The organism is Streptomyces sp. NPDC002144, assembly GCF_053593695.1.
Genome location: NZ_JBSFDB010000107.1, coordinates 1 through 12,834 on the forward strand (window position 1 = coordinate 1; position 12,834 = coordinate 12,834).

Sequence of the window (12,834 nt, forward strand, 5' to 3'; positions counted from 1 at the left end):
CCAGGGCAAGAAGAAGTAGGTTTCATGATCATGCCTCCCACCTGCGCGTACGGCGCGGGAGGGAGGCATTTTCATGCGCCGGAACCTCCCTGGAACCTCAGCCTTCAGGGTCCTGAGGCCGAAGCGCCCTAACGAGGCCGGCCTGGCTACCCCACCGACAGTGTCCGTCAAAGCGGAACCAGCTCAGTCTGGCTACCTGCTGGCCAAGGCTTCGGCCTCCGACCGGGCCAGCAGCGCTTCCAGTGCAGCGGATTCCGCTTCCAGGATCGCTGAGGCGGCATAGTCGATTGCGAAGGCTGCATAGTCCTCGGCATCGTCCGCGTTGCGCTCGGCGCGCTTCACGTCATGCTCGGCCTTGCGTTCCTGGAAACGCACCTTTGCCGTCGCCACATGCTCCTGCCATTTGTCCCGCGCTTCTTCCAGTGACGCAGCGGCAGCGGCCTTCTGTTCGGCAGCCTCGCGGCGGAGTTCCTCTGCCCGCTGTTCCGCCTCTTGCTGAGCCTGTTCGACCGCAGCCGTCAACTGTTCCCGGTTCTTGTTGATGGCGCTCTGCACCTGCTCCTGCGCGTGCTTCGCCCGATCCGTCAATTGGGTGATGTGGTCCGTCGTCTCTGTCATGGTCCTACCTCTCTCGCAAATCGGTTTTTCTGGTGCTGCGTGCTCCCCACCGGAATCAGGGAGCCTTTCGGGCCGAGCCCGAAGGCGGCCTCCTTGCGGACGACGGGCATGCCGGCCAAGTCGAAGGCAACCTCCAGGCCGCGTCCGCCGGTGACCGCGCTTCACCTAGCTGACCGTCAAACGAGCCCTGATCTTTAGGCAGGGAATGAGTAGGCGCCGGTGGCTCCTCCGACGCCCACGGCGTGCGGTGAAAACCGGGCGGCAGAGCCCTGTGCCGGGCCGAAGACGCCCATCCGGCCGTGGCGCTCAGTGCTGGGGGTGGGGATGAGAGCGGAACAGAGGCCGTCGTTCGCCAGCGGCGCGGGGCGCCAGGCTGCCGATTTCGACGCGCATCCGGACGGCGTAGAACACCTCGACGGCTCCCAGGACGATGGCCATGATGCCCGCCGTCAGGGTGAGCGCGGCGATCGAGGTGAACGGCGAGACGATCAGCACGATTCCGGCGAGCATGCCGATGATTCCGGAGAACACCATCCAGCCGCGCGCCGGCATGGCTTCGGCGGAGGCCGCCGTAGCCGTAACCATGATGCCGCGCAGCAGCCAGGTGAAGCCGATCCACAGGGCGAGCATCAGCAGCGACTCCAAGGTGCCGCGGAAGCAGATCAACCCGAGCAGAACGCTGAGCGCACCCGTGACAAAGTGCAGGACCCGAAGGTGGCCGGGGATGTGTGTGCCGAATGCGGCGGCCAGCTCGAAGACACCGACGGCGAGCAGGTAGACACCGAAGAGCACGCCGACGACTCGCAGCGTCTCCCCTGGCCAGGCAAGGACCACGACGCCCAGGGCAATGGCAGCCAGGCCCACGGTGAGCCGGATCTGCCAGCCCAGGTTCGCCACGCCGCCTAGGCGTTCGACGACGGTGTCCGGCTGCTCGGTGCGGAGCGGAGAGCCGGTGCCTGACGGATTAGAGGAAGTTGTCACGGCGTTTTCTCCTTCCGGGAACCGCATGGTTGGGCCATCACCCACCGTTGCGCCGCCCGGCCGGCTTCACTAGGGCCATCTGGCCCTGTTTCGCCCGGGATGCGATGCGATGCGCTGACCAGGGCCGTGAACCGGGCTCCCCACACTGGGCAAGAAGAAGTAGGTTCGGTGATCATGCCCCTGACCTGCGCGCAAGCACGGATCAGGGGCATTTTCATGCTCTGGAACCTCCCTGAAACCTCAGCCCTTGGGATCTTGGGGCCGGAGAGCCTTGCCGAGAGCCTTTCGGGCCCGGTCTCGGCTGCTCGGCATGAGGTGCGCGTACACCTTCAGGGTCAGGCCCGGGTCGGAGTGCCCGAGGTACTCAGCGAGCGCCTTGATGCTCTCCCCGGCGTCCAGGAGGATGGACGCGTAGAAGTGCCTCAGCGCGTGCATGCCGTGCTCGCGGGCGGCGGCGTGCTCCCGGCTCTTGGCCTTGGGGATGACTCCGGCCTTGGCGAGAGCGGGCTTCCAGTGGTCTTCGTTCAGGGACGTACGCCAGACGTGCCCGCCGTTGGGGCCCGTGAAGATGAGCCGTCGCGTCACTGGCTGACCGTTGCCCCGCATCCACGGGAGCTTGATCTCCACAGGCGGGAACCGCTTGATGTGCTCCTGGAGTGCCTCCGCTACGGGATCGGGTAGCGGAACGTCTCGGAGCTTGCCACCCTTCGGCGGTGCGAACACCGCCTTGCTCAGGCTCAGCTTGAGTTGCTGCACCACGTGCACGGTGCCGCTGTCGAAGTCGATGTCATCGACGGAAAGCCCGAGGATCTCCCCTTGCCGCAGGCCGCACCCTGCGCCCACGTCGACCATGGGGCGGAACCGCTCGACCATGGCGGCGCGTACGGCGAAAACGCGCTCAGGCTCCCAGGGGACGACGCGGCGCGAGCCCATGGCCGGCGGGGTCACCGTGCGCGAGTTGCAGGGGTTCCGGCGTAGGCATCCGTCCTCCACGGCGGCGGAGAGTACGGCGCGGACGTTGGAGAAGATGACGCGGGCGTACGAGCCGGACATGCCGGTCTCTTCGAGCTGGGTCACGAACTCGCGGATGTGGCTCGGCTGGAACGACCCGAGCTGACGCGACCCGATGCGGGGGAAGGCGTGCAGCTTGAGCTGAGACTCCATCGACGCACGCGTGTTGGGATCACCACTCTGGCTCGCGAGCCACTGCTCAGCGAACTCCTGGAACGTCGTACGGGACGCGTTCGGATCGATGAAGTCGCCGCGGGCGACGTCCGCCGTGATGGCGCTCAGCCACTGTTCGGCGAGGCGCTTCTGTCCGTCGGGGAAGGACTTGTTCTTGCGCTTGCCGTCGGGGCCGACGTAGCGGGCCTGGTAGCGCAAGCCCATGCCGTAGCGGTCGGTCTTCACGCGAACCGTCTTGCCGTTCGCGTCGGTGCTGGTCTTGAACCAGCGATCGAAGATGTGGCCTGCCATGGTCAGGCGGCTCCCTTCAGGAGGTGGGCGACTTCGGTCTTCACCAGCCAGCGCTCAGCAGCGCGGCGATCGTGGAAGCACTTGGCGGTGCGCCGGCCGGTGCCGTCGCTGAAGTGAGCGCGGTAGCGCGGGCCATGGCCGTAGCGCGCAGTGCGGACACGGGAGCCGTCGCGGCGGCGTCGGTACCAGCGGTCTTCCAGGTGGATGGACACGGGCTGTGGGCTCCTTGTCGGGTGATGGCCGCAGAGCGCGGCCGGTAGCAAGGCGCAGGAGGGCCAGGGAGCGGCCATCCGGCCGGTTTCGGGGTGTGCTGGGGGAAGCCCGCTACTCGCTACGGACCTGATCACTGGGGGTTTGGGGTGCTAGCGGGGTTGCTACCGGTAGTAGGGCGAGGTGCTACCGGTAGCACCGTCCGGAGGGCTCTCAGAGAGGCGGAGAGAGGGGCCCGGAGAGGCTTCCTGGGGACCGTTTCCGGGGGGCTTCAGTGCCTGCCTCCCTGCCTCCCTAGGAGGCTGTCCGCCCTGGTCAGGGAGAGGGAGGCGGGTCAGGGAGGCCCGGAGGGAGTTCTCCCTGCCTCCCTGGCCCGGTGGCGGTGTCCTCCCTGCCCCGCCGTACGTCAGGCGGCGTCGGGCAGGGCGGTCTGTTCGGCGACCCAGCGGGCCACGGCGGCGGGGTCGAAGCGGACGTGCTTGCCGACGCGGAAGCCGGGCGGGCCAATGCGCTTGCGGCGCCACTGGTAGACCGTCTCGACGCTCGGCAGGCTGAACATGGTCACCAGGTCCTCGGGAGTGAGGTACCGGTCCGGCAGTCCGCCGCGAAGAGCGGCGGGCGGGTCGGTGCTCGGCTGGTTGGCGGTGCTCATGACGCCTCCCTCGCGGCGGCAGGGGTGCAGGTGGGGTGACTGGTCTGGCCCGGTTCGAGCGGCTCGAAGGGGTGCCCGCATCCGGCGCACAGGGGCAGTTCGCGAGATGGCGCCTGTAATAGCGTGAGTCCCGTCTCAACCCGACTCAGCGCCTGCCCGTGGCCCGTGAGAGGGGCTGAGTCGGGACTCATGGAACGGCGGCCGTCGGCCGTGAGTGCGATCCCGCTGTAGGTGGGCACCTGTCGGCCGTCCGCACCACGCGGCCGGGTACGGCGCACCTGCGGAACGACGGATTGCAGGTTGCGGCCCATCATCGCCTTGGTACCGGGGCGGACGCCGTTGTCGTCAGCCCAGTGCCGCCACGCCATCCACAGTTCTTCGGCGGTCACCTCGCAGGCCGGGCCCGTCTCGCAGCACTCGCGGACGAATGCCGAGGTGGGAGAGGCAGTGTCCTGCATGGTGGTGACGGCTTCCTGGGACGATGGCGGCACCGTGAGGCGGCCGGTCGTCTCCAGGCGGGCAAGCCCGTCCAGAGCCCAATTGAGGATGCCGGGCATCTCCGCGTTGAGCTTGTCCGTGAGCGCGGTGTCCTCCTTGCCGAGCCACGACACGGTCATGTTCAGCACGACGAACCGGCGGGCGATGACCCCGGAGGAGTCGCCGAAGTTCGGGAGTTCGTTGGACAGGATCATCAGCCGGGTCGGGAGCTTGCCCGTCCACGGGTCCTTGAACTTCCGGTCCACGTCGATGGTGTCCTCACCGCTGATGGTCAGCAGCCGTTCTACGACCTGGTGACCGTCCCGGCCTGTCAGCCGCGCGTCGGCAACGACCGCGAGCGATTTGCCCAGCAACGGGGAGAGTCCGAAGTTGCTGCCGAGACTGGCCAGCGTGGGCCCGGCCATGTTGCCTTCCCCGACCAGTCCGGCCAGCACGCGGGCGATGGTGCCTTTGCCGGAACGGGTCGGACCGACGATGAGCAGGATCTTCTGTTGGTCGGTGCGACCCGAGAGCACGTAGCCGAACCACTCTTGCAGTGCTGCGATGGACGCCGGATCGTCCGGCCACACCTGCCGGAGAAACGCCTCCCACGTGGGTGCGGTCGCGTTCGGGTCGTAGTCGAACGGCACCGACACCAGGTTGAAGAACCCCGGGGTCAGCTCCGTCAGGGTCCGATCGGCGACCCGAAGCAGCCCGTTCGTGCACGCCACGATGGGACTCCCCACGCCATTGGCCGGCGGGGCGGACGTGCGGCGTAGCCCGTCGGAGGGCGCATCGATCCACGCCGGAGCGTCGACGGTCGGCGCCAGGTGGGTCACGGCGGCGATGGCCTGCATCAGGTCGGCGACCTTGCGGATAGTTGGGGCCCACGGACGCTGTTCCAGTTCGCCCTTGGGAGTGAGGTGGTCGTACACCTCGTGTTCGAGCTGCTTGTAGAGGCTGGCGCGGATCTCCTGAGAGTCCAACTCGCGCCAGTGCGAGTAGTCCCAGCACATCCACGTGCCGCGCCAGTGCCGCAGCGTGAGAATGCCTTGGTGCTCCCACTGGGGGGCCAGGTGGCGGGCAACGGCCATCGGGTTGGTGGGCGCAGGAATCGGGATGTCGTGGTTCATGCAGCCTCTCCGATCGGCCGCGCGCACACCCGTACCGGTCGGGGCGCTCGCAAGCAGTCGGGCCGCGCGATCGGGCGCGATACCGGGGTGTGACGCGGCGCGTGACGCACGTCGTCACGCTGGTCAGGGGTCGACTGTTCGCCGATCGGGTCGGCCGACTCGGTAGCCGACCACACGGCGGTGAACGCCGACCGGTTGGCGTAGGCGAGTCGGGCCAGCGTCGGCCAGAGGTCGGGGCCGACGGTCGGCCGACTCGGGTCGGCCGACCACAGCAACACCAGGGCGAGCGAGAGGGGGAAGCGGTCGGCCTTGGCGTTGTTGCAGTCGAGGCACGCCAGAGCAAGGGCGGTGACGGTCCACGTGCGCCACAGCGAGTGCGGCACGATGTGGTCCAACGTGGCCTCCCGCAGGTTGGAGAACGGGCGGCGGCAGTAGGCACAACGCTGCCCCTGGCGGCGGGCGAGCTGCTCCTTGCGCACGCGGCGCCGTGCCGAGTTGAGCACCTGCTTGTGGGACATGGTCACCACTCCGCCCGCATCGGCCGCTGCCACTTGCCGTCAGGTCCGGGCGGCGGCGTGAGGCCGACCAGGTAGCCGCCGGAGTCGGGCCGCACGATGAGCGGGGCGGGCTGTTCCCGGTTCCACTGGACCAGGTCGAACACGAAGCGGCGGCGGTGGTAGTCGGGCAGCGCCTGCTTGTACAGCCACTCCCGATCCCGGTCGCGGTCGACCCCGCCCAACTCGCCGGACATCACCGCGCCCAGTCGGATCAGGGTCTCGGTCGGGACGGCCGTGACGCCCTCATGGATGGCGCGGGCCAGCATCAGCTTGCGGCGCGGGAGCTCCCGGAAGTCGGCCATCCGGAAGCGGTCCATGCTGGACAGGTAGATGGCCACGCCGACTTCCCCGGCGCTCATCGCACGGGCGCGGGCGCCCTCGTACCAGAACGACAGGGCGAGCCGGTAGGCGAAGTGGCGGCACTCCTTGACCTCGAAGAACTCCGCAGAGGGCAAGCCCTCGAACGTCTCGGTCACCTCCGCGATCCCGGCCGGGCCCAATTGCCGCACGGCGGCCGTCAGCGCGGCGTACAGGGCGTCCGTGCTCGGCACGGGGACAGCGAGGTCATCGGCGGCCGTCTCGAACAGCGCTGCGGCAGCCTCGCTGACGGTCAACTCAAGGCCATCCACGGGGATGGTGGGGAAGTCGTCGCCTTCCCGGCGCCGGTCCATCTCCGTCAGGGAGATGACCGGGGCCGGGGCAGGCTTCACCTGCGCGTACAGGGCGTCCAGGGCGGTGCTCACGCGACCACCCCGAAGACGCGCGCGATGGTGCGGCGCAGCTTGGGCAGGTACCCGGCCGGAAGCTCCGGGCCCGTGGCCGGGTCGGCGAACACTCGGCGGGTTTGCTCTGCCCACGTCGCCAACTCGCCAGCACCGTCGTGGGCCAGCGCGAAGCGGATCGTCTCGGCCACCACGTCGTCGTCATCCAGCTCATCGAGCGTGATCAGGAACCCGCCGAAGATGACCAGGCCCATCAGCTCATCGGCGGTCGGGTGGACCGCGATGCGGATCTCTACCCGGGTCTGCCAGTCCTGCGGCTCGGGGCCGCCGAACAGGTCGACCTGCGTGCGCAGGCGCAGCGGGTTGATCGGCTCCGCCGGGACGCCGGTCACCTCGGGGAACAGACCGAGCACGGAGGCGCCGAACATGTTCGCGATAAGCGGCTTGTAGAAGGCGCCCGGCATGGTCTTGCCGGACTCCCAGCGCTTCCACTGCCGGATCATGGTGTCGTCGTCCGGCAGCGGCTCAGCCGACACATTCCGCAGCTCGCGGACCGCGTCCGCCTGAGACCAGTCACGGACCTGACGCGCGGCGAGGATCTGCTGAGCCCACACGGGCCGTTCCGCCGCTGTCTGTGCTGCCGGGGGGTAGGGCGAGGTCAGAGTGACGGTCATGCCGCACCGTCCTTCGAGGTCACGCCGAAGGTGCGGGTTACGGCTGTGCCGAGACGGTGCAGGAACTCGGGCGAGGGGCCGTCGGTCGAGCCGTTGCCGTAGTACGCACGCCAGGCCGACAGCGCCTGAATCTTGATCGCGCTCGCGCCGTAGCGCATGAGACCAAACTGCACCGACTGCCGGAGGTAGTCGTCATCGTCCATCTCGTCGTACGCCACGCACACGCCCGAGGTGTACGAGAGCAGACCGAGGATGTCCCAGAAAGACAGGTGCATGCTCACGGGGACCTCGACGCGAACCGGCTGGTCCGGGTCGTAGTCGCCGTACATGGTCACCTGCGAACGAAGCCGGTTGATCGACGCGGGAGGCACGATCGTCTCGCTTCCAGGCATCATGGAGTTGCCCCTTCGAGGGTCGGGGAGCGGCTGACTGCTTGGCGGTAGGTGGCCGCTCCTTGCTGTGTCGGGCCATGACGGCATACGTGCGTCATGGCCCGCTTTCGCGTTCCAATCTGGTGCGCACCAGAAGTCTGCATCTGGTGCGCACCAGATGCAAGGGGGTGCGCACTCGATCCGAGAGGTTCGCGGTTGCTGCATGCTTCGAGGGAACGCCCGCGAAGGGGTGTGCCGGTAGCCAACAGGCCCTAATAACCGGGGTGTTAAGAGCGGTGTTAACCCCTTCCGACCTGCGGGATTTGGTGCATCCTGGTGTGAGGTCCGAACATCCTGGCGACTGGGGGCGGTATGCGTGAGTGAACGGCTGAGGGACGCTCGAAATGCTCGCGGCTGGTCTCAGGAACGTCTCGTGCGAGAGATCGAGCGATACGCCCGGCAGCACGCGCTTGGCGTCCCGACGACTGCGAGCCTCCGCGTCTACGTCTCCGAATGGGAGAACGGCAGACGCAAGATCTCAGCGAGGTTCGCCGCGATCCTCCGGCCCCTCCTTGGCTTGACCGATGGGGAGTTGCTCGGGGAGGTGCATGCGGCCGGGCCGCCACTGGTGGGCGGCTACGACGAACTGATCAGCCGAATCGATTCCGCTCGGAGCGTCGGCCTGAGCATGGTGAAGACCTTCACTGACCAGACCGAGCTGTTCCGCACGATGGACAGGCAGATGGGGGCCGCCGCTCTCGTCGACCAGATGACGGGCCACCTGGCCCGCCTCGAAGATGCGCTCACGTTCGCGGTCCTCCCCGACACCCGCCGGCCGGTTGCTCAGGCGCTTGCTGCCGCCGCGACGCTCGCGGCCTGGCAGGCTCTGGACGCCGGGGCTGTCGAACGGGCTTGGCGGAACTACGAGTTAGGCAAGCGGGCAGCGCAGGAAGCCGAAGAGCCCATGTACCTCGCGCACGCCATGGCGGAACAGGCATACGTGCTCAGCGAGGCCGGGCGGCCCGAACTGGCCGTGGCCCTCGTGCGCGACGCTCGCAGGACAGCGGACGGCCGCATGTCGCCCCGCCTTGAGGCATGGCTGTATGCGGCCGAGGCGGAGCTGTGCGCCAAGGCTGGGCCCGAACTGGCCGACGACTGCCGCCGGGCCCTGGACATGGCCGCGTCCGTGCTCCCGCCCGGTGACGAGGCCCGGGACCCAGACATGTTGAGCATCTTCCTGAACGGCTCGCACCTGGCCCGCTGGCGCGGCAACGCCCTTGCGATGCTCGGGGACGATGACGCGGTGGACAGCCTCTACCAGGCACTCGATTCGCTCGACTCCACGTTCGTGCGAGCCGAATCCGGGCTGCGGTGCGACCTTGCCCAAGCGCACTTGGCGCGCGGCGAGTACGACCAGGCGCAAGAGCACCTGCGGACCGCACGCCTGTTGGCGAGCCGCACCGGATCGGCGCGGCATCGCCGCCGCATAGATCAGCTCACGCAGAGGCTGTAGACGTGCTCTTGTGCCTATTCGCGAGCACGTGCAGGAGGGCAACGAGGGTGCCGGAGCCCATGAGCTGACCGCGGGCCATCAGGTCGGGGATGTCCGCGAGCGGTACCCACTCGACCCGGCCCGCTTCCTCCGCATCGCTCGGCTCGCCTACCTGCTCGGCGCCGCGCGCTACGAAGATCTCGTGCGGTGAGTCCACCATGCCGACCATAGGCTGATACGTGACGACGTGCTCAACGTCGCCGAGGCGCCAGCCTGTCTCTTCCTCGACTTCCCGCGCGGCGCACGTACGGGCATCCTCGCCCGCGTCCACGATCCCGCCTGGGAGCTCCCAGCCCCACTGATCTGGCACGAAGCGATAACGCCAGAGCATGAGCACGCGGTCTTGGTCGTCCAGCACGGCCGTGATCGCGACGTGCTGTAGCCGCACCACATGGTGCTCAAAGCGCTTCACGCCCGGGGGCTCGACGTCGACCAGGTCGAGCCGGACCCAAGGGTTGTTGTACACGGGCCGCTCGCCGTAGATCTGCCACGGTTCCAACTCTCCGGAGGACGCGCCCGTCCGCCGCTGAGCCGGAGAGGGCGCCGGCACTCGGTACGAACTCCGACCGTGGACCTCCAAGACCCCTTCGGCTACGAGCCGCGCGAGAGCCTGCCGCAGGGCGGTGCGGCCGATGTCGAGTTCCGTCGTCAGCGTGCGTTCGGACGGCAGCTTGTCACCAGGCGAGAGCTCTCCCCCTCCGACCCACTCACGGATCGTGCGCTCTACCCGAGCCGTCTTGGTCTCTGCCATTCCCGCAGCACGCTCCCCATTCGTTGGCTGGTGCACACCAGCGTAGCCAGTCGGCATCTTCCCCGGCAGGTGACGCCTGAGGAGTCCCCAGAGGCATAGAAGGAGCGGCCTACGGCCGCCCGTCCTTTGGCTCGCTCCGCTTGCGGTCGGCGGCCGTCGGAGTTCGACGCCGCGCCTCGAACCGGCAGGGTCTGTGCCTTGTGGGGCTGGAACACCATGGTGTTCCAGCCCCACAAAATACCGATTGTGAGGTCCTGGGAGGTCTGAACGTTACGTACGTCTTGGGCCACTTTAGTGGCATCCGGTTCGACCGCCTGACGGCTGTACAACCTTGGTTTGTGGCCCTCTCCGATAGGGAATAATCTAGCTTTTCTTGATTACCTCATCTGTCGATTTCGCCCTCTTGTTCTATACGTAGTGGTCGACTAGAGTATCTGGCTGTCGTCTAAAGTATATTTAAGTAATCTTGTAGCGAAAGGGATTTCAATAACGTGAAGAGTTATTTGGGTAGAGTGCTCGTACCGCTAGCTGCCGCAGCTGCTTCCTTGGTATTGGCGACTACTCCCGCTTTCGCCTATGACAATAGCATGCACACGGACGACTCGGACCCGGGCGGAGTCGTCTATTGGACTAGAGACGGCGACAAGCTTGAAGTTTGCGATATTGAAGCAGATGGTTACGGTGTGCATTCGACAATTCAATGGTCTTACTACTATGACCACGATTATCACAATGGGTATTACCTGAACGAGACCCGAGGGAACGGTAAATGTAGCTACCGCGATGCCGCTGATGGCGGAGTTTACGACATTCCAGAACACACGTACGTTGAGGTTTGGGTGTGCTTGGAAAAGGACGGCGTCAACCGCACGGATACCTGCGATCATAGCGTGTGGAATAACTGAGCGGAGTCGCCCCAAGAGTTGCGGTGCAAGCTAAGATAGCTTCCTTACGGTCGCAACCGCGATGTAAAGGGCCCTGGCGCTGGGTTCCTGCAGTCGGTTCAGGGCTCACCATCCGCGACACAGTCAGGGAGCCTGCTCGTTCGCAATTCGGCCAGGCTCACTGATGCCAACTCTACGACCCGCTCGCGCTCTCCAATCAGGAGAAGTGCCGCACCACGATGTTGGCGACGCACCGCCAGTATCGGCGACCAATTGATGAGAAGCAGGCGCCGAGCACGGCACCGCTCGACCGCATCCGGTTCGTCGTCGTCTTCAGCGGCCGTCTGTCCTTCCATGCGGGCCTCCGCAGCGTCCGAAGTGGCTCAGCCTCGGCCGGTCTTCTGCAGCGTGAGGCGAATGCCACTAAGGAGTTCCCCGAGCGTAGGACCGGGTGCGCTGCTCGACCACTCACGGTGCACCAGAAGGTGAGCCGGGATGAGTCGGGACTCAGCTCATTGCGAACACCATCGGTGCGTTACCCATGGGACGGCTTTTCAGAGGGGGAGCCGCGCGCGGTACGCACGGCCGTCCTGTCAGCTGAAGAGCCTCGGGAAGCTTTTCAAAGCGGCAGAGGCCGGGCGGCGCGCGCTCACGTCAGTCGCTTGCCCCTTGGAAGATGCCGGACGGCAGAACAGACCACCCCGCCTCGCCCGGGGTGGGTGGCCTCTTTTCGTGAGAGGTGCCGCAGTCCGAGCACGGTGCCCAGCCTCGCCGGTGGCCGACGCGCGAGCGAAGCGAGCGCCAAGGGGTGCGCGGCCGTAGGCCGCCCCTCACTGGGTTTGTTTCGACGCGGCAGCGGAAGGATGCCGACATGCCCAAGCCGAAGAGCTTCACAGCGTGGTTGAAGACCAGCACAACGCCATCGGGGATCTCGCTCGGGACGTCTCCGCTGATCCAGACTGGCCCTGACGCAAGGGACGGCAGGGCCAAGCTTGACTACCTTGATAGGTGCGGCGCCATTGATCGGGTCATCGAGACGCTCGAACGCGCCTGGACTCAGTACGAGGCATACCGGGCAGCCCAGAGCGATGCCTGAGCAGTCGGAGGCTAGCAGCGCGGGCCGCCCTCTCGGGAGCGTGTATCGGGCCGTTTCTGGGGTCTGCGCCGGTCGGCCGCTATCTGCTAATGACCTGGTCACCTGCGGTTTTGGTCGCTATCAGGGTCGCTATCGTTAGCAACCCCTGCCGCTATCGAAAGCGGCTCAAATGTAAGGGGTGCCCGCTATCAGAGTCGCTAACGTTAGCGGGCCTAACGACTCGCGGGGGCTTGGACGATCCGCCCCGCACAAGCAAGAGGAGCACGCCGGGGCGGGGGCTCCTCTTGCTTGTAGGCGAGGCCAGCCGATAGGGGGCCGCGGCCGGTCACCGCGAGCCGCACCGGGCGCAGAATTCGGGGATTCCGCAGATGGCCCCCTATCGTCTAGCGTCCTGGTCAGAGGCGGTGTAGGCCGCTAGCGAGACCTCTAGCGGTAGAGGGTTTGGCCTCTAACGCTAGAGGCCATGCGGGGCCCCGAGCCGGAACCTGTCTGGAACCTCCGAGGTCAACCAGCAACGACAGACAACGACCACCAACGACCGCCCGACCGCAGGTCAGTTGGGGTAAGCACCCCACTGATCAGCCCCAAAAACCGGGCGGTCGAAACCCAGGGCAAGAAGAAGTAGGTTTCATGATCATGCCTCCCACCTGCGCGTACGGCGCGGGAGGGAGGCATTTTCA

At 66.8% G+C, this 12,834-nt stretch carries 14 protein-coding genes; 3 read left to right on the forward strand and 11 right to left on the reverse strand.

Annotation, left to right across the window (positions count from 1 at the left end):
- Positions 1 to 192 precede the first annotated feature (192 nt).
- From ACWCQ1_RS50460 to ACWCQ1_RS50505, 10 genes are all read right to left on the reverse strand, one after another.
- On the reverse strand, positions 193 to 618 hold the full coding sequence (locus ACWCQ1_RS50460; protein WP_451029922.1) for a hypothetical protein: 426 nt from the start codon (positions 616 to 618) through the stop codon (positions 193 to 195).
- A 306-nt stretch (positions 619 to 924) separates the two neighbouring features.
- The gene (locus ACWCQ1_RS50465; RefSeq protein WP_451029923.1) at positions 925 to 1,626 is read right to left on the reverse strand and encodes an HdeD family acid-resistance protein; all 702 of its coding nucleotides are present in this window, start codon (positions 1,624 to 1,626) and stop codon (positions 925 to 927) included.
- A 213-nt stretch (positions 1,627 to 1,839) separates the two neighbouring features.
- The gene (locus ACWCQ1_RS50470; protein ID WP_451029924.1) at positions 1,840 to 3,075 is read right to left on the reverse strand and encodes a tyrosine-type recombinase/integrase; all 1,236 of its coding nucleotides are present in this window, start codon (positions 3,073 to 3,075) and stop codon (positions 1,840 to 1,842) included.
- 2 nt (positions 3,076 to 3,077) lie between these two features.
- Entirely contained in the window at positions 3,078 to 3,287 is a 210-nt protein-coding gene (locus ACWCQ1_RS50475) for a hypothetical protein (RefSeq protein ID WP_451029925.1), read from the reverse strand.
- Positions 3,288 to 3,691: 404 nt separating this feature from the next.
- The gene (locus ACWCQ1_RS50480; RefSeq protein WP_451029926.1) at positions 3,692 to 3,937 is read right to left on the reverse strand and encodes a helix-turn-helix domain-containing protein; all 246 of its coding nucleotides are present in this window, start codon (positions 3,935 to 3,937) and stop codon (positions 3,692 to 3,694) included.
- Positions 3,934 to 5,547: a DNA primase family protein gene (locus tag ACWCQ1_RS50485; RefSeq protein ID WP_451029927.1), complete on the reverse strand. Its 1,614-nt coding sequence runs from the start codon at positions 5,545 to 5,547 to the stop codon at positions 3,934 to 3,936. Before ACWCQ1_RS50485 ends, ACWCQ1_RS50480 begins: the two co-directional genes overlap by 4 nt.
- The gene (locus ACWCQ1_RS50490) at positions 5,544 to 6,065 is read right to left on the reverse strand and encodes an HNH endonuclease (RefSeq protein WP_451029928.1); all 522 of its coding nucleotides are present in this window, start codon (positions 6,063 to 6,065) and stop codon (positions 5,544 to 5,546) included. The genes ACWCQ1_RS50485 and ACWCQ1_RS50490 overlap by 4 nt, the downstream gene beginning before the upstream one ends.
- A 2-nt stretch (positions 6,066 to 6,067) precedes the next feature.
- The gene (locus ACWCQ1_RS50495) at positions 6,068 to 6,847 is read right to left on the reverse strand and encodes a hypothetical protein (protein WP_451029929.1); all 780 of its coding nucleotides are present in this window, start codon (positions 6,845 to 6,847) and stop codon (positions 6,068 to 6,070) included.
- Complete coding sequence (locus ACWCQ1_RS50500; protein ID WP_451029930.1) at positions 6,844 to 7,500, reverse strand: hypothetical protein; 657 nt, start codon at positions 7,498 to 7,500, stop codon at positions 6,844 to 6,846. Before ACWCQ1_RS50500 ends, ACWCQ1_RS50495 begins: the two co-directional genes overlap by 4 nt.
- Positions 7,497 to 7,895 carry a hypothetical protein gene (locus tag ACWCQ1_RS50505; protein ID WP_451029931.1) on the reverse strand — a complete coding sequence of 133 codons (399 nt, stop codon included), beginning with the start codon at positions 7,893 to 7,895 and terminating at the stop codon, positions 7,497 to 7,499. The genes ACWCQ1_RS50500 and ACWCQ1_RS50505 overlap by 4 nt, the downstream gene beginning before the upstream one ends.
- A gap of 409 nt (positions 7,896 to 8,304) precedes the next feature.
- Between ACWCQ1_RS50505 and ACWCQ1_RS50510 the strand changes: the two genes are divergently transcribed.
- Positions 8,305 to 9,384, forward strand: coding sequence for an XRE family transcriptional regulator (locus ACWCQ1_RS50510; protein ID WP_451029932.1), 1,080 nt, complete (start codon positions 8,305 to 8,307; stop codon positions 9,382 to 9,384).
- Here the strand turns inward: ACWCQ1_RS50510 and ACWCQ1_RS50515 are convergent.
- Positions 9,368 to 10,174, reverse strand: coding sequence for an NUDIX domain-containing protein (locus ACWCQ1_RS50515; RefSeq protein ID WP_451029933.1), 807 nt, complete (start codon positions 10,172 to 10,174; stop codon positions 9,368 to 9,370). The two genes, ACWCQ1_RS50510 and ACWCQ1_RS50515, sit on opposite strands and share 17 nt — an antisense overlap.
- 587 nt (positions 10,175 to 10,761) lie before the next feature.
- On the opposite strand from ACWCQ1_RS50515, the gene ACWCQ1_RS50520 reads away from it, so the two are divergent.
- Together ACWCQ1_RS50520 and ACWCQ1_RS50525 are read left to right on the forward strand one after the other, a co-directional pair.
- Positions 10,762 to 11,079, forward strand: a complete 318-nt coding sequence (locus ACWCQ1_RS50520; protein WP_451029934.1) for a hypothetical protein — start codon at positions 10,762 to 10,764, stop codon at positions 11,077 to 11,079.
- Positions 11,080 to 11,929: 850 nt separating this feature from the next.
- On the forward strand, positions 11,930 to 12,154 hold the full coding sequence (locus ACWCQ1_RS50525) for a hypothetical protein (RefSeq protein WP_451029935.1): 225 nt from the start codon (positions 11,930 to 11,932) through the stop codon (positions 12,152 to 12,154).
- The last annotated feature ends 680 nt before the right edge of the window (positions 12,155 to 12,834 follow it).